Annotated in this window: 16 protein-coding genes; 10 read left to right on the top strand and 6 right to left on the bottom strand. The window is 66.8% G+C overall.

Annotated features, from left to right (window positions below):
- Positions 1–54: 54 nt before the first annotated feature.
- The 4 genes from lysM to gcl all read right to left on the bottom strand — a co-directional run bounded on the left by lysM (position 55) and on the right by gcl (position 4537).
- Complete coding sequence (lysM, locus tag HWX31_RS16265) at positions 55–525, bottom strand: peptidoglycan-binding protein LysM (RefSeq protein WP_069273061.1); 471 nt, start codon at positions 523–525, stop codon at positions 55–57.
- A 438-nt stretch (positions 526–963) separates the two neighbouring features.
- A complete protein-coding gene (locus tag HWX31_RS16260; RefSeq protein WP_174966012.1) occupies positions 964–1869 on the bottom strand; it encodes a 2-hydroxy-3-oxopropionate reductase in 906 nt (301 codons plus the stop codon).
- A gap of 42 nt (positions 1870–1911) precedes the next feature.
- Complete coding sequence (hyi, locus tag HWX31_RS16255; RefSeq protein ID WP_174966013.1) at positions 1912–2721, bottom strand: hydroxypyruvate isomerase; 810 nt, start codon at positions 2719–2721, stop codon at positions 1912–1914.
- A 40-nt stretch (positions 2722–2761) separates the two neighbouring features.
- The gene (gene gcl / locus HWX31_RS16250; RefSeq protein WP_059618112.1) at positions 2762–4537 is read right to left on the bottom strand and encodes a glyoxylate carboligase; all 1776 of its coding nucleotides are present in this window, start codon (positions 4535–4537) and stop codon (positions 2762–2764) included.
- 186 nt (positions 4538–4723) lie between these two features.
- On the opposite strand from gcl, the gene HWX31_RS16245 reads away from it, so the two are divergent.
- The 10 genes from HWX31_RS16245 to HWX31_RS16200 all read left to right on the top strand — a co-directional run bounded on the left by HWX31_RS16245 (position 4724) and on the right by HWX31_RS16200 (position 12480).
- The gene (locus tag HWX31_RS16245) at positions 4724–5635 is read left to right on the top strand and encodes a LysR family transcriptional regulator (RefSeq protein WP_010092188.1); all 912 of its coding nucleotides are present in this window, start codon (positions 4724–4726) and stop codon (positions 5633–5635) included.
- Positions 5636–5991: 356 nt separating this feature from the next.
- Positions 5992–6657: an RNA polymerase sigma factor gene (locus HWX31_RS16240; RefSeq protein WP_174966014.1), complete on the top strand. Its 666-nt coding sequence runs from the start codon at positions 5992–5994 to the stop codon at positions 6655–6657.
- A complete protein-coding gene (locus tag HWX31_RS16235) occupies positions 6647–7492 on the top strand; it encodes an anti-sigma factor family protein (protein WP_175933942.1) in 846 nt (281 codons plus the stop codon). The genes HWX31_RS16240 and HWX31_RS16235 overlap by 11 nt, the downstream gene beginning before the upstream one ends.
- Positions 7493–7697: 205 nt before the next feature.
- Positions 7698–8072, top strand: a complete 375-nt coding sequence (rpsF, locus tag HWX31_RS16230) for a 30S ribosomal protein S6 (RefSeq protein ID WP_006755436.1) — start codon at positions 7698–7700, stop codon at positions 8070–8072.
- A gap of 39 nt (positions 8073–8111) precedes the next feature.
- The gene (gene priB, locus HWX31_RS16225) at positions 8112–8411 is read left to right on the top strand and encodes a primosomal replication protein N (RefSeq protein WP_010092191.1); all 300 of its coding nucleotides are present in this window, start codon (positions 8112–8114) and stop codon (positions 8409–8411) included.
- A gap of 2 nt (positions 8412–8413) precedes the next feature.
- A complete protein-coding gene (gene rpsR / locus HWX31_RS16220; protein WP_004193360.1) occupies positions 8414–8689 on the top strand; it encodes a 30S ribosomal protein S18 in 276 nt (91 codons plus the stop codon).
- A 27-nt stretch (positions 8690–8716) separates the two neighbouring features.
- Positions 8717–9169, top strand: a complete 453-nt coding sequence (gene rplI / locus HWX31_RS16215; protein WP_059611533.1) for a 50S ribosomal protein L9 — start codon at positions 8717–8719, stop codon at positions 9167–9169.
- Positions 9170–9310: 141 nt separating this feature from the next.
- Positions 9311–10693 carry a replicative DNA helicase gene (locus HWX31_RS16210; RefSeq protein ID WP_174965601.1) on the top strand — a complete coding sequence of 461 codons (1383 nt, stop codon included), beginning with the start codon at positions 9311–9313 and terminating at the stop codon, positions 10691–10693.
- Between the two features lie 139 nt (positions 10694–10832).
- A complete protein-coding gene (locus tag HWX31_RS16205) occupies positions 10833–11459 on the top strand; it encodes a DUF47 domain-containing protein (RefSeq protein WP_010092194.1) in 627 nt (208 codons plus the stop codon).
- A gap of 10 nt (positions 11460–11469) precedes the next feature.
- Positions 11470–12480, top strand: coding sequence for an inorganic phosphate transporter (locus tag HWX31_RS16200; protein ID WP_029226519.1), 1011 nt, complete (start codon positions 11470–11472; stop codon positions 12478–12480).
- Between the two features lie 271 nt (positions 12481–12751).
- On the opposite strand, the gene HWX31_RS16195 is transcribed toward HWX31_RS16200, so the two are convergent.
- Both HWX31_RS16195 and HWX31_RS16190 read right to left on the bottom strand, forming a co-directional pair.
- Positions 12752–13810, bottom strand: a complete 1059-nt coding sequence (locus tag HWX31_RS16195; protein WP_174965600.1) for a C40 family peptidase — start codon at positions 13808–13810, stop codon at positions 12752–12754.
- A 241-nt stretch (positions 13811–14051) separates the two neighbouring features.
- A complete protein-coding gene (locus HWX31_RS16190; RefSeq protein WP_174965599.1) occupies positions 14052–15860 on the bottom strand; it encodes a PhoH family protein in 1809 nt (602 codons plus the stop codon).
- Positions 15861–16087 lie beyond the last annotated feature (227 nt).

The raw sequence follows: 16087 nt of genomic DNA, 5'->3' as shown, positions 1-16087 counted from the left end.
GCAAAAGGCAGGCCGATCGGCCTGCCTTTTCCTTTTGCGTTCCTGAGCGAGCGATCAGGACTGCGGCGGAATCACGAGCTTCTGGCCCGGATAGATGCGGTCGGGGCTCGACAGCATCGGCTTGTTCGCTTCGAAGATCGCGGTGTTCTTCGTGCCGTCGCCGTAGTACTTCTCGGCGATCTTCCACAGATTGTCGCCGGACACGACGTCGTGGTACTGGACTTCCGGATCGTCCGGCTGGAGATCGTCGTCGTTGACGCCCGCGACGCCCTGCACGTTGCCGGCCGCGACCTTGACCTTGGCCTTCGTGTCGAGATCGGCGACGCTGCCCGACAGCGTCACGGTGCGCGACGCGCCGTCGAACGCGACAGTCAGGTTCGACGTGTCGAGGCCTTGCGTGTTGATGTAATTCTTGATCGCATCGGCCGCGGTCTGGTTTGCGGCATTCGGATCTTCCGCCGCTTGCGCGTCGGCATGACCCAGCAGTTTTTCACCCGCCTCTTTGATAAACGAAAGAAGACCCATCGTTGCACTCCCTAGGTGGTTGAAAAGAAAACGCGCCGTGAAGTGGCGAAAAAAACACCGCGCTGGCACGAATGCGCGCGCGGCGGTTTTCTCGAAAGGCGTGGCGAAAGTGTAGGCGTTCACGGCGACGATTGCATGACTTATTGCATGCGTGAACGTAAAGAAGTGTAAGACGTGAAATCCGACAGACGGACACCCGACGACGACGTCTGACCGACCAAGGCTTCCCCGGCGTCGCCGGGTGCCGCTGCGGACCCCACCTCGCCGCTCTCAGCCCAGAGCGGCGTTTTTCGCCCCGTCGCACGCGGGCTGCGATGCGTGGCGGGGCGCCCCACGGTGATGCGCGATGACGCGCGCATCGATGCGGTCCGGCACGCGGAACCGCAAGTGTGGCGTGTGCGCGCGTCCGCGATGACCGCGGACGGCGCGCGGGTTGCGTCAGGCGACCTTGGCTTGCGCGTGCGGCTGCGCGATCTCGAAGTTCGACATGATCTCGAGCGCGCGCACGAGCGCCGAGTGATCCCAGGCCTTGCCGCCGTGCGACGCGCAGACGCTGAACAGCTGCTGCGCGCTCGCGGTATGCGGCAGCGCGAGGCCGAGCTTGCGCGCGCCGTCGAGCGCGAGATTCAGGTCCTTCTGGTGCAGCTCGATGCGGAAGCCCGGATCGAACGTGCGCTTCGTCATCCGCGCGCCGTGCACTTCGAGGATGCGCGAGGCGGCGAAGCCGCCCATCAGCGCCTGGCGCACGCGCTCCGGATCGGCGCCCGAGCGGGCGGCGAACAGCAGCGCTTCGCCGACGGCCTCGATGTTCAGCGCGACGATGATCTGGTTCGCGACCTTGCAGGTCTGGCCCGCGCCGTTGTCGCCCACGAGCGTGATGTTCCTGCCCATCAGCTCGAACAGCGGCTTCGCGCGCTCGAAGGCCTGCTCCGGGCCGCCGACCATGATCGTCAGCGTCGCCTCGCGCGCGCCGACTTCGCCGCCGGACACCGGCGCGTCGAGGTAGTCGCAGCCGAGCGCGTTGATGTCCTTCGCGAATGCCTGCGTGTCGAGCGGCGAGATCGAGCTCATGTCGATCACGAGCTTGCCGGCGGCGAGGCCCTTCGCGACGCCGTCGTCCGCGAACAGCACGTTGCGCACGTCGGGCGTGTCCGGAACCATCGAGATGATGATGTCCGCGTGCTTCGCGACTTCAGTCGAGTTCGCGACGACCTTTGCGCTCGCCCGCAGGTCGTCCGGCACCGGAAACGCGCCGTTCACGACGAGTTGATGGTCGCCCTTGAGCAGGTTGCGCGCCATGTGCGCGCCCATGATGCCGAGGCCGATGAAACCGATGGTTGCCATATGAGTGTCTCCTTATAGGGGCGATGACGGAATGGGCGGGGCTCAGGCGGCGCGGCGCGCCGAGCCCGGTGCGCAGCCGGCGATGCGTTGCAGCCAGCCGAGCCCTTCGGTCGTGGTGGTGCGGGGCTTGTATTCGCAGCCGACGTAGCCCGCATAGCCAAGCCGGTCGAGCAGCGCGAACAGGAACGCGTAGTTGATCTCGCCCGTGCCCGGCTCGTTGCGGCCCGGGTTGTCGGCGAGCTGGACGTGGCCGATCGACGCGAGGTTGCGTTCGATCGTCGCGGCCAGTTCGCCTTCCATGCGCTGCATGTGATAGATGTCGTACTGCAGGAACAGGTTGTCCGAGCCGACCGCGCGGATCACGTCGAGCCCCTCGGCCGAGCGGTTCAGCGCAAAGCCCGGGATGTCGAACGAATTGCACGGCTCGACGAGCAGGCGGATGCCTTCGCGCTTCAGCGCATCGGCCGCGAAGCGCAGGTTGTCGACGATCGTGACGAAGGTCGTGTCGCGCGCCGTGCTCGCCGACGGAATCCCGACCAGGCAGTTCAGCTGCGGCACCTTCAGCGCCTTCGCATACTCGATCGCGCGGCCGACGCCTTCCTGGAATTCGCCGACGCGATCGGGCAGGCATGCGATGCCGCGCTCGCCCTGGTCCCAGTTGCCGGCGGGCAGGTTGTGCAGCACGAGGCGCAGGCGGTGCGTCTCGAGTCGCTCGGCGAGTTCCTCTTTCGCGTACGGATACGGGAACAGGAACTCGACGGCGTCGAAGCCCGCGTCGGCGGCCGCGTTGAAGCGGTCGAGGAACGGCACTTCGTTGAACAGCATGGTCAGGTTGGCTGCAAACTTCGGCATGAGCTAAGCCTCTTCGGTCGGTCAGTTGTAATGTGGCGGGTCAGTCGAGCAGCGAGATCGCGGTCGGCGCGTGTTCGGCTTTGTCGGCGAGATCCTCGAACTCGTTGATCGCGTCGATCTCGGTGCCCATCGAGATGTTGGTCACGCGCTCGAGGATCACTTCGACGATCACCGGCACGCTGAACTCTTCCGCAAGCGCCTGCGCCTGCTTCAGCGCCGGCTCGATCTCTTCCGGCCGGGATACGCGCAGCGCCTTGCAGCCGAGGCCTTCGGCCACCGCGACGTGGTCGACGCCATAGCCGTTCAGTTCCGGCGCGTTGACGTTGTCGAACGCGAGCTGCACGCAGTAGTCCATGTCGAACGCGCGCTGCGCCTGGCGGATCAGCCCGAGGTACGAGTTGTTCACGACGACGTGCACGTACGGCAGCTTGAACTGCGCGCCGGCGGCGAGCTCCTCGATCATGAACTGGAAGTCGTAGTCGCCCGACAGCGCGACGATCGGCCGTTGCGGATCGGCCGCGCGCACGCCGAGCGCGGCGGGGATCGTCCAGCCGAGCGGGCCGGCCTGGCCGCAGTTGATCCAGTTGCGCGCCTTGAATACGTGCAGGAACTGCGCGGCGGCGATCTGCGACAGGCCGATCGTGCTGACGTAGCACGTGTCGCGGCCGAACACCTTGTTCATCTCCTCGTACACGCGCTGCGGCTTGACCGGCACGTTGTCGAAGTGCGTCTTGCGCTGCAGCGTGCGCTTGCGCTGCTGGCATTCGGCCACCCACGCGCCGCGGTCCTTCAGCTTGCCGGCGGCCTTCCATTCCTGCGCGACGGCAACGAACAGCTCGAGCGCGGCCTTCGCGTCGGATACGATGCCCAGATCCGGGCCGAATACGCGGCCGATCTGGGTCGGCTCGATGTCGACGTGCACGAACTTGCGGCCCTTCGTGTAGACGTCGATGCTGCCCGTGTGGCGGTTCGCCCAGCGGTTGCCGATGCCGAGCACGAAGTCGGATGCGAGCATCGTCGCGTTGCCGTAGCGGTGCGACGTCTGCAGGCCGACCATGCCGGCCATCAGCGGATGGTCGTCGGGTATCGCGCCCCACGACATCAGCGTCGGGATCACCGGCACGCCGACGGTTTCCGCGAACGCGACGAGCAGGTCCTCGGCCGCCGCATTGAGCACGCCGCCGCCCGACACGATCAGCGGCTTGTCCGCGTCGTTGAGCATCGCGAGCGCCTTCTCGACCTGCGCGCGGGTCGCCGCGGGCTTGTAGACGGGCAGCGGCTCATAGGTGTCGATGTCGAATTCGATCTCGGCGAGCTGCACGTCGATCGGCAGGTCGACCAGCACCGGGCCCGGACGGCCCGAGCGCATCAGGTGGAATGCCTGCTGGAACACCCGCGGCACGAGCGCCGGCTCGCGCACGGTGACGGCCCACTTGGTGACCGGCTTCGCGATCGACTCGATGTCGACCGCCTGGAAGTCCTCCTTGTAGAGACGCGCGCGCGGCGCCTGGCCGGTGATCGCGAGGATCGGGATCGAGTCGGCGGACGCCGAGTAGAGGCCCGTGATCATGTCGGTGCCGGCGGGGCCCGACGTGCCGATGCACACGCCGATGTTGCCAGGAGCCGCGCGCGTATAGCCTTCGGCCATGTGCGACGCGCCCTCGACGTGGCGGGCCAGCACGTGGCTGATGCCGCCCGACTTGCGCATCGCGGAATAGAACGGGTTGATCGCGGCGCCCGGCACGCCGAACGCGGTCTGGATGCCTTCCTTCTCGAGCACGAGCACAGCGGCGTCGACGGCTCTCATCTTGGCCATGAATGTCTCCTTGAATGTTTGCGGGTCTTGCGAATCGGTCTGTTGGAGACACTTTAGGGATGCATCAAAGGTTTGATAAGATCAGCCGAAGTCGCTTTTTTCGAAACTAAAAGTATCGAATGACGGCAGGTCGGGCGTTGGCCGGCCGTCACCGTCATGCGCTTTGCATGGGACCGGAGACACGGGATGGACCGCTTCAAGCAGATCGAGACGTTCGTGCGGGTCGCGGACGCGGGCAGCCTCGCGGCCGCGGCGCTCGAGGAGGGCGTGTCGCCGGTCGTGCTCGGCCGGCGCATCGACGCGCTCGAGAAGCGTCTCGGCGTGAAGCTGATGTACCGCTCGACGCGGCGGCTCGTCGTCAGCGAGGAGGGCGCGGCGTTCCTCGAGCGCTGCCGCGGGCTGCTCGCCGAATGGGACCAGGCCGAGAACGAGCTGGCCGCCGGGCGGCGCGCGGTGAGCGGCCACCTGATCGTGTCCGCGCCGGCCGCGTTCGGCCGCAAGCACGTCGCGCCCCACGCGCCGGGCTTTCTCGCCGACAAGCCGGACATGCAGCTGTCGTTCAACCTGACCGACCGGGTCGTCGACCTCGTGCGCGAAGGCTACGACCTGTCGATCCGGATCGGCGGCGCGGTCGATCCGAACTTCGTCGCGGTGAAGCTCGCGTCGAACCGGCGCGTCGTCTGCGGCACGCCGGACTATTTCCGCCGGCACGGCCGCCCGAAGACGCTCGACGACCTGCTGAAGCACAACTGCCTCGCGTTCAACCTGCAAGGCGGCCAGAACCGCGGCTGGTACTTCCAGCGCAACGGCAAGATCGTCACGATGCGCGTGACGGGCAACCTCGACTGCAACGACGGCGAACTGCTGCACCGCTGGGCGTCGGAAGGGCTCGGGCTCGGCTGGCGCTCGACCTGGGAGATCGCCGCGCAGCTCGAGACGGGCGAGCTCGAGACCGTCCTCGACGACTATGCGCTGCCCGATTACGACATCCTCGCCGTCTATCCGCAGCAGCGCTACGTGCCGGCACGCGTGCGCTATTTCATCGACTACCTGCGCGACGCGTACGCGCGCGCCGGCTACTGGAGCGGCACGCCGTAGGCGCGCGCGACGCGGCGGCGGCCGGGGTGCGACCCGGCGCGGCGGCGGGCGGCGCGGGAGCGCGAAGTTCGCCGCGGCGGGTGCGGCCGGCCGCGCGCGAATCGGGGTGCTTCGGGAACGCGAGGGCGTATGGCATGGCGGCACCTGTGCGGATGATGACGACGGCGTTTGCCTGTGATACCGCCCTCGCATGGCCGTCATTCCCGGATTATTTTTCGTCTCCCGGCGCGTTCGGCGGGAATAAACTCGATTCACGGGCGGTAGATATCTTCGACCGCGTGCGTATCGCCAGTCTGTCCGGGCGCCGCACGCCGGACGGAGGCGGCCGCGGCCGCGCGGATCAACGAGGAGGCGACGTGGGGCAATCCGGCCGGAGGGTCGACGAACGGGCGGTGGACGACGGCGGCGCGGCGGCACGCGGCGAACGCTTTCGCACGCTCGTGCTGCCGCATCTGGACGCCGCGTACAACCTCGCGCGCTGGCTGAGCGGCAACGCGAGCGACGCCGAGGACGTCGTCCAGGAGGCGTGCGTGCGGGCGCTGCGCTTCGTCGACGGCTGCCACGGCGGCAACGCGCGGCCGTGGCTGCTGACGATCGTGCGCCATACCTGGTACACGGAATGGCGGCGGCGCACGCACGCGCACGAAGTGGCGGTGCCCGACACGCTCGATGGATCGGAGTCGGTCGACGACTGGCACCCGGAGGCGGAAGATCCGCTCGCCCAACTGCTGCGCGGCGAAGACGCCCGGCTCGTGAACGCCGCGCTCGCGAAACTGCCGACCGAATATCGGGAAGTGCTCGTGCTGCGCGAAATGGAGGATTTGAGCTACCGCGAGATCGCGGCGATCGCGGACGTGCCGGTGGGCACCGTGATGTCGCGGCTCGCGCGCGGCCGCCGCCGCCTCGCCGCGCTGCTCGGCGGTGCGCGCGGCGCGGCCCGCAAGGAAGCGCCGCAGGCCGGCGCCGCATCGGGCGGCGCGCCGGCGGCCGGAACCGCATCGGAGGCCATCGATGGACTGTAACGAAGCGCGCGAACTGCTCGGCGCGGACGTCGACCGCGAGTTGCCGGCGCCCGATGCGATGCGGATCCAGCGGCACGTCGACGCCTGCGACGCGTGCCGCCGCGAGCGCGACCGGATCGTCGCGCTCGGCCAGGCAGTCCGGCAGGCGGAATACCATCGCGCGCCGGATGCGCTGCGCGCGCGCATTCTCGCGGGGCTGCCGGCGGCGGACGCCGAACCCCGGGCGGCCGCGCGCGGGCCCGGCTGGCTGGAACGGCTCGGCCTGCGGGGCGCGCCGCGCGGCCAGGCGACGGTTCGGCCGCGTCCGGGCGCCGTCGCGCTGCCGGGCCTCGGCTGGGGTGTTGCGCTCGTGGTCGCGCTGGCCGCGGCGGCGGGGCTGACGCTGTCCGCGCACCGCGCGGCGACGGAGCGCGCCGTCGACGAGCTTGTCGCGAGCCACGTGCGGGCCGGCCTGTCGGCGCGCGACATCGACGTGATCTCGACGGACCGCCACACGGTCAAGCCGTGGTTCAACGGGCGGCTCGACTACGCGCCGCCGGTCGAGGACCTGGGCGCGAGCGGCTTCCCGCTCGCGGGCGGGCGGCTCGACTACGTCGGGCAGCGGCGCGTCGCGGTGCTCGTCTACCGCTACCGGCAGCACGTGATCGACGTCTACGTGCGGCCGGCCGGCGAGGGCGGGGCGGCGCCGTATGCGACCGTGTCGCAGGGCTATGCGCTCGACCGCTGGGACGCGGCCGGCATGACGTGGTGGGCGGTGACGGACGCCGAGCCGGCAGCGCTTGCGGCATTCAAGACGGCGCTGAACGCGCGCCTTGCCGCGCCGCGCACCGAATGACGGCGGGCCGCGCGATGCGGCCCCATCACGATCTGCGGGGGGCGCCGCCGCCGACCGGGCTCAAGTCGTTGAAAACACGGCCGATTCGCGCGGCGAATCAACGGTTCGCCTTGCACGCGACCCATATCCGGGTTAGAATCTTCGGCTTCTCACTTGCCACACCGGTTCAGACGCCCGGGTGGCTTCAATCCACAAGGAGTGTGTAATGCGTCATTACGAAATCGTATTCATCGTGCACCCCGATCAGAGCGAGCAAGTGCCCGCGATGATCGAGCGTTACAAGACCACGATCACGACGCACGGCGGCCAGATCCACCGTGTCGAAGACTGGGGCCGTCGCCAGCTGGCCTACATGATCGAGAAACTCGCGAAGGCTCACTACGTCTGCATGAACATCGAGTGCGACCAGACGACGCTCGACGAACTCGAACACGCGTTCAAGTTCAACGACGCCGTGCTGCGTCACCTCATCGTCAAGATGAAGAAGGCCGAGACCGGCCCGTCGCCGATGATGAAGGAAGTTCAGCGCGAAGAAGCCAAGAAGGCGGCTGCTGCTCAGCCGACCGAAGCGCAGGCTTAAGCTCGTAACCTTTAAGCCATCAAGGAGCACGCGACTCACGTGAACAGGTTGCAATTGACGGCGAGCGTCGTCGAGCGCGCAGCGGTGCGGTACACGCCCGCCGGCGTTCCGATCGCAAGCGCCACGTTGCAGCACCGCACGGAAGTCGTCGAGGCAGGCATTCGCCGTCAGGTCGAGATGACGATCGAGGCGGTGGCGGCCGGCGAGGCGAGCGGCAGGCTGGAAGGCTGTGAAATGGGCGTCGAGACGCTGTTCACGGGCTTCCTGGCGAAGAAAAGCCGCAACGCGCGCACCTTGGTGTTTCACATCACAGCATTGCAGGACATTGGAAAGGACTGAACATGGCCCGCCCCACTGGTAAGAAATTCGACAAGCGTCGTCAGCAACAAAACCCGCTCTTCAAGCGCAAGAAGTTCTGCCGCTTCACCGCGGCCGGCGTCGAGCAGATCGACTACAAGGACACGGAAACGCTGAAGGACTTCATCGGCGAAAACGGCAAGATCACGCCGGCTCGCCTGACGGGTACGAAGGCGCACTATCAGCGTCAGCTGGACACGGCAATCAAGCGCGCGCGTTTCCTCGCGCTGCTGCCGTACACCGATCAGCACAAGGCGTAATCAGGCGACGCAATAAGGAGAATTCGAATGCAAATCATTCTGTTGGAAAAAGTCGCCAATCTGGGCAACCTCGGCGACATCGTCAAGGTCAAGGACGGTTACGCTCGCAACTTCCTGATCCCGAACCGCAAGGCTCGCCGCGCAACGAAGGAAGCGATCGCTGAATTCGAAGTGCGTCGCGCAGAGCTCGAGAAGGTCGCCGCTGAAAAGCTGGCAGCTTCGCAGGCAGTCGGCGAGAAGCTGGCAGGCCAATCGTTCGAAATCACGCAGAAGTCGGGCGTCGACGGCCGTCTGTTCGGCTCGGTCACGAACGGTGACGTGGCTGAACTGCTGAAGAAGGCAGGCTACGACGTCGAGAAGTCGCAGGTTCGCATGCCGGAAGGCCCGCTGAAGATGATCGGCGAGCACGGCGTTCAGGTCGCGCTGCACACGGACGTCGTCGTCGACGTCACGGTCAACGTGATCGGCGACCACGCGTAAGCGACAGGCAGTCTCGCCGGGCGGCTCCCGCCGCCCGGATGAAGGGCAGGCGCCCGGGCAACCGGGTCCTGCCTTTTTTGTTGCCCGGCAGCCGGCGACCGCGCTGGCATCTCCGCGCCCAATTCGCGATAATCCCAACCCATGAACGCGCCGCAAGATCCTCAAATCGAATCGCTGAAAGTCCCGCCGCACTCGGTCGAAGCCGAGCAGTCGGTGCTGGGCGGCCTGTTGCTCGACAATGCGGCGTGGGACCGGATCGCCGACTATCTGTCGCAGGGCGATTTCTACCGCTACGACCACCGGATCATCTTCGAGCACATCGGCAGGCTGATTGCCTCGACGCGTCCGGCCGACGTGGTGACCGTGTACGAAGCGTTGACCACGTCGGGCAAGGCGGACGACGTCGGCGGGCTCGCGTACCTGAACGCGCTTGCGCAGAATACGCCGAGCGCCGCGAACATCCGCCGCTATGCGGAAATCGTGCGCGACCGCGCGGTGCTGCGCCGGCTCGTATCGGTGGCCGACGAGATTTCCGCCGATGCGTTCAACCCGCAGGGCAAGGAAGTCCGCCAGCTGCTCGACGCGGCGGAAGCGAAGGTGTTCTCGATCGCCGAAGAGGGCGCGCGCGGCAACCAGGGCTTCCTCGAGATCGGGCCGCTGCTCACGCAGGTCGTCGAGCGCATCGACACGCTGTATCACACCGCGAACCCGAGCGACGTCACCGGCACGCCGACGGGCTTCGTCGACCTCGACAAGATGACGTCGGGGATGCACGGCGGCGAGCTGATCATCGTCGCCGGCCGTCCGTCGATGGGTAAAACGGCGTTCTCGATGAACATCGGCGAATACGTCGCGGTCGAGTACGGGCTGCCGGTCGCGGTGTTCTCGATGGAAATGCCGGGCACGCAGCTCGTGATGCGTATGCTCGGTTCGGTCGGTCGGCTCGACCAGCACCGGATGCGGACCGGGCGGCTGACCGACGAGGATTGGCCGAAGCTGACCCACGCGGTGCAGAAGATGAGCGAGGCGCAGCTCTTCATCGACGAGACGGGCGGCCTGAACCCGATGGAGCTGCGTTCGCGGGCGCGCCGGCTCGCGCGCCAGTGCGGCAAGCTCGGCCTCATCATCGTCGACTACCTGCAGCTGATGTCGGGGTCGTCGCAGGGCGAGAACCGCGCGACCGAAATCTCGGAAATTTCCCGCTCGCTGAAGGGCCTCGCGAAGGAGCTGGACGTGCCGGTGATCGCGCTGTCGCAGCTCAACCGCGGCCTCGAACAGCGTCCGAACAAGCGTCCGGTGATGTCGGACCTGCGGGAATCGGGTGCAATCGAACAGGACGCGGACGTGATCCTGTTCATCTACCGGGACGAAGTCTACAACCCGGACAGCCCCGACAAGGGCACTGCCGAAATCATCATCGGCAAGCAGCGTAACGGCCCGATCGGGCCCGTTCGACTCACGTTCCTGGGGCAATACACGAAGTTCGACAACTTTGCAGGTGCACAGAGCTTCTACGGCGAGTAACGCCGGTTGTAAACCCCTATTTCACGAAACGTTGTATCCCGTCTCGGTGCGCGCGCACGCTTCATGTGCGCGCCGGACGGGAAACGGTACAATGTCGCCGATTTTTGTGACAGCCGTTTGACCATCTTTCAGGAATTCCATGTTCGGTCGATTCATGCCCACCGAGGGCAAGTTCTTCGAAATCTTCAACGCGCACGCGAAGTACATCGTTTCCGGTGGCCGCGAACTCGAACTGCTGATCGACAATCTCGCCGACGCCGAGATTCACAAGCAGAATGTGCAGCTGGCCGAGAAGGCCGCTGACAAGCTGACGCACGAAGCGATCGATCTGCTCCACAAGACGTTCATCACGCCGCTCGACCGCGACGAGATCCACAAGCTGATCACGACGATGGACGACATCCTCGACCTGATGGAGGACGTCGCGACCGCCGTGTCGCTGTACGACGTGCAGGCGGTGACGTCCGAGGCGAGCCAGCTCGCGCATATCGTCACGCAGTCGGCGCAGCACGTGCAGCAGGCCGTCGCGCTGCTGTCGGACATGAAGCAGTCCGCGCAGATCCTCAAGGCGTGCGAGGAGATCGACCGCTGGGAATCGGAGGCGGACCGCGTGCTGCGCGCGGCGATGTCGAAGCTGTTCCGCGAAGAAAACGACGTGAAGAACCTCATCAAGCTGAAGGCGATCTACGAGCTGCTCGAAGAGATCACCGACAAATGCGAGGACGTCGCGAACATCATCGAAGGCATCGTGCTGGAAAACGCCTGAGCGGAACACGATGCATTCGATACAACTTGCCCTATGGATGGTCGCGGCGCTGGTGCTCGTCGCGCTCGTATTCGACTTCATGAACGGCTTCCACGACGCGGCGAACTCGATCGCCACCGTCGTGTCCACCGGGGTGCTGAAGCCTCAGCAGGCGGTCGCGTTTGCCGCCGCGTTCAACGTCATTGCGTATTTCATCTTCCACCTGAAGGTCGCGCAGACCGTCGGCAAAGGCACGATCGATCCCGGGATCGTCGACCACTATGTCGTGTTCGGCGCGCTCGTCGGCGCGATCGCCTGGAACGTGATCACCTGGTACTACGGGATCCCGTCGAGCTCGTCGCACGCGCTGATCGGCGGCCTCGTCGGCTCGGCGCTCGCGAAGTCGGGCTGGGGATCGCTGAACATCGACGGCCTGATGAAGACGATCGCGTTCATCTTCATCTCGCCGCTGCTCGGCTTCATCCTCGGTTCGCTGTTCATGCTCGGCGTGTCGTGGCTGTACTTCCGCACCGCGCCGAGCAAGGTCGACCGGCGGTTCCGTCGTCTGCAGCTGCTGTCGGCAGGGCTGTACAGCCTCGGCCACGGCGGTAACGATGCGCAGAAGACGATCGGCATCATCTGGATGCTGCTGATCGCGACCGGCTACGCGTCGGCGGGCTCCGACGCACCGCCGGCATGGGTGATCGGTGCGTGCTACCTGTCGATGGGCCTCGGCACGCTGTTCGGCGGCTGGCGGATCGTGCGCACGATGGGCCAGAAGATCACCAAGCTGAAGCCGGTCGGCGGGTTCTGCGCGGAGACGGGCGGCGCAATGACGCTGTTCATCGCGTCGTTCCTCGGCATTCCGGTGTCGACGACCCATACGATCACCGGCGCGATCGTCGGCGTCGGCGCGACGCAGAAGCTGTCGGCCGTGCGCTGGGGTGTCGCCGGCAACATCGTGTGGGCGTGGGTGCTGACGCTGCCGGCGTCCGCGCTGTTCGCGGCGGGCGGCTGGTGGCTCGGCCATCGGATCTTCTGATCGCGCCCGAACGACGCTTCACATCGAAAGCGCCGCATGCCGACAGGCTGCGGCGCTTTTTATTTGGTCGGGCGGGTTGGAATGCAGAGTGCGGATGAGGGCTCTGCGGATCAGGGGTACGGCGGGGGGAAGCAGGACGGGGCGCCGAGCCGGGCTCGGGCTACGGCGACCGTATGCCGTTCGATGTGCCGATCATCTCTACAAGTGCAGAGCGCAATCGGGCGGAGCTTGCCCGTGATGAGAACGCAGCGCGGCGTCAACGCCGCGCGAATCAGTCATTTCCGTTGGCGAATCGTGCAATCGGATCATCGGCCGTGCCGGTGCGCGCGCTGACGGGCGCGGATCGCGTCGACGCGCGCAGCACCTGCACGGCGTCGGACTCGGCGATGCGCGCTTGACGGGGCGCGGCGGCGGGCGGCGGTTCCGCATCGAATGCGGCGGCCTCGGCGGCCGTTAGCGCCGTCGTCGGAATCGGCGTGCCGACTTCCGGTGTGCCGACCGGCGTCGCGTTTGCCGTCTGGGCGGCGGCGCCGCCCACGGACGAGGCCTGTTGCTGGGCCACGGCCATGCGCGGCGGCGGCGGTTCGTACGCATCGGCAGGCGCCGCCGACGCGGCTGTTGCGACAGGCGCAATCGGAGCCGGCGCCGGCGACACGCTCGGCTGCGCAGCCGCAAAAGCGGGCTGCCGCGGCGCTGCTGCCGTTACGACAGGCGCGGGCGCCGCCGGCTGCGCGCGCGGCACGTCGTCGCGCCGCGCTTCATAAGTCGGCGCATCGAACGGCGTCGGTTGCGACTTTGGTGGCGCGACGCGGCGAATCCCGTCGAAGCGCTTCGCCCAGTACGGGTTCGTCAAGTAGTCGAGCCGCACGGTGCCGCCGGTCGACGGCGCGTTGACGAAGCGCAGCTTGCCGACATAGATGCCGACGTGCGAATGCGGCCGGCCGGTCGTGTTGAAGAAGATCAGGTCGCCCGGCGCGACCTGTTCGGGGTCGATCGACATGCCGCGGCCGCTCATGTCGGCGGTCGTGCGCGGCAGGTTCACGTCCGCCGCGCGGCCGACCACGTAGCGCACGAGCCCGCTGCAGTCGAAGCCGCTGTCCGGCGTATTGCCGCCCCAGCGGTACGGGACGCCGACGAGGCTCATCGCCTGGATCGAGATTTCTTCCTGGCCGACGCTGTGGTCGACGAATTTCGGGAAATTGGCGGGCGGGGCGAAGGCGCGGGGCGTCGTGATCTTCATGCCCGACGAGCGCGAAGCCGACTGCGGCGGCACGCTGGAACAGGCCGCAAGCAGCGAGACGACGGCGACGGGAAGCCAGATTCGAAGCATGACAGGCGGGCGAGCGCGGCGCGCTCGCAATTCATATGACAACGGATAGGCCCGATGGTAGTCGCTCCGACGGGGCTTAGGCAACCGTTCTTGAGAATTTACTTGAAGTTTCGCGCGTAACGAGTGGTTGTTGCGTGACACTGCCGCGCAATGCTTTCGACCCCAAAAATAAAAACGGCGCTCCGTTTCGGGAGCGCCGTTGTGCTTTCGCGAACCGGCCTGAATCGGCCGGCAGGCTGCGTTACAGGATGTCGGACGCGTAGTCGGCGAGCCGCGAGCGTTCGCCGCGCGCGAGCGTCACGTGGCCGCTGTGTCCCCAGCCCTTGAAGCGGTCGACGACGTAAGTGAGGCCCGAGCTGCCTTCCGTCAGGTACGGCGTATCGATCTGCGCGATGTTGCCGAGGCAGACGATCTTCGTGCCGGGGCCTGCGCGCGTGACGAGCGTCTTCATCTGCTTCGGCGTCAGGTTCTGCGCCTCGTCGATGATCAGGTACTTGTCGACGAACGTGCGGCCGCGCATGAAGTTCATGCTCTTGACCTTCAGGCGCGAGCGGATCAGTTCCTGCGTCGCCGCGCGGCCCCATTCGCCGGCTGCGTCGTCGGTCTTCTGCAGCACCTCGAGGTTGTCGTCGAATGCGCCCATCCACGGCTGCATCTTCTCTTCCTCGGTGCCGGGCAGGAAGCCGATGTCCTCGCCGACCGGCACGGTCGCGCGCGTCACGATGATCTCGTTGTAGCGCTTGTCGTCGAGCACCTGCGCGAGGCCCGCCGCGAGCGCGACGAGCGTCTTGCCGGTGCCGGCCTGGCCGAGCAGCGTGACGAAGTCGATCTCCGGATTCATCAGCAGGTTCAGCGCGAAGTTCTGCTCGCGGTTGCGCGCGGTGATCCCCCACACGTTGTTCTTGTGGTGGCTGTAGTCGCGCAGCGTCTGCAGGAGCGCCGTCTTGCCGTTCAGTTCGCGCACGAGCGCATGGAACGTCGGCTCGCCGTTCTGCGGCTCGAGATAGACGAACTCGTTGACCAGCATCGACGTGACGAGCGGGCCGGTCACGCGGTAGTACGTGGTGCCCGTCTTCGTGTCCTGCCAGCTCTCCATGCCCTTCGCGTGCCGGGTCCAGAAGTCCTGCGGCAGCTCGCGTACGCCGGTGTAGAGGAGATCCTTGTCCTCGAGCACCTGGTCGTTGAAGTAGTCTTCGGCGGGCAGGCCGAGCGCGTGCGCCTTGATCCGCATGTTGATGTCTTTCGACACCAGCACGACCTGGCGGTCCGGCCGGTCGCGCTGCAGCGCGCGCACGACGCCGAGGATCTGGTTGTCGGCCTTGCCTTCCGGCAGGCCCTCGACGGGCGGAATGTTGGCGAGCGTCGTCTGGAAGTACAGGCGGCCGAGCGCCTCGCGGCTGCCGAGGCGCGACAGCGGAATGCCGTTCGTGATCGGGCCCGCATCGGCGACGAGCGCATCGAGCGTGCGGCTCACCTGGCGCGCGTTGCGCGCGACTTCCGACATCCCCTTCTTGTGATTGTCGAGTTCCTCGAGCGTCATCATCGGCAGATAAACGTCGTGTTCCTCGAAGCGGAAGAGGCTGCTCGGATCGTGCATCAGCACGTTCGTGTCGAGCACGAACAGCTTCTGCATCTCGGCCTCGGCGGCCTTGCGGCCGCGCGACCTGGTTGCCGCGCCGGCTTCGCTCGCGGCGGCTGCAACCGCCGCGACCGGTTTGGCGGCGGCGGGTTTCTCTGCGCGCGCGACCGGCGCGGCGGGCTCGACGGGCGCCGGCACGGGCTGCAGCAGCGCGGCCGTCTGCTTGGTCTTGCGGCTGCGCGCGGGCGCGCTCGCGGCTTCAGGTGCCGACGCGACCGCACGAAGTTGTGCGGCGGCGGCGTTGGCGGCTTGCGTCATCGGTTGGGCCACGCTAGCCGGACCGTAGTCAGCGGCCGTGGAAACGTCCCCTTCGGCGGATTTCTTTGCAGCTTTCGTCGGCCGCGCTTTCGCCTTGTATTCGTCGGGCGGCAGCAGGCTGCCGAGCTTGCTGGGGGGGGTAGGCAAAGGCATGGTGTCCCTCGGGAGGAATCGTGTCGCTGGGGTGCGCCGCTGATCGCATCCTGCTGCGTGACGAACACGCGTGCGGTTTGCGCGCGGTGGCGCACATGAATTTCGTTTAGCCGGTTCGCCTAAGTGTCGGTCAACTCCTTGACGGGTGAAGGGCCGGACCGAGCGCCGGCGCGCAGACCATAAAAAAAGCCGCTGCCCCGTCGACCGGGACATGCGGCTCGGCTGAT

The sequence above is a fragment of the Burkholderia ubonensis genome (genome assembly GCF_902833085.1).
Classification (GTDB): domain Bacteria; phylum Pseudomonadota; class Gammaproteobacteria; order Burkholderiales; family Burkholderiaceae; genus Burkholderia; species Burkholderia ubonensis.
This window is presented reverse-complemented; position numbering and strand designations above follow the sequence as displayed.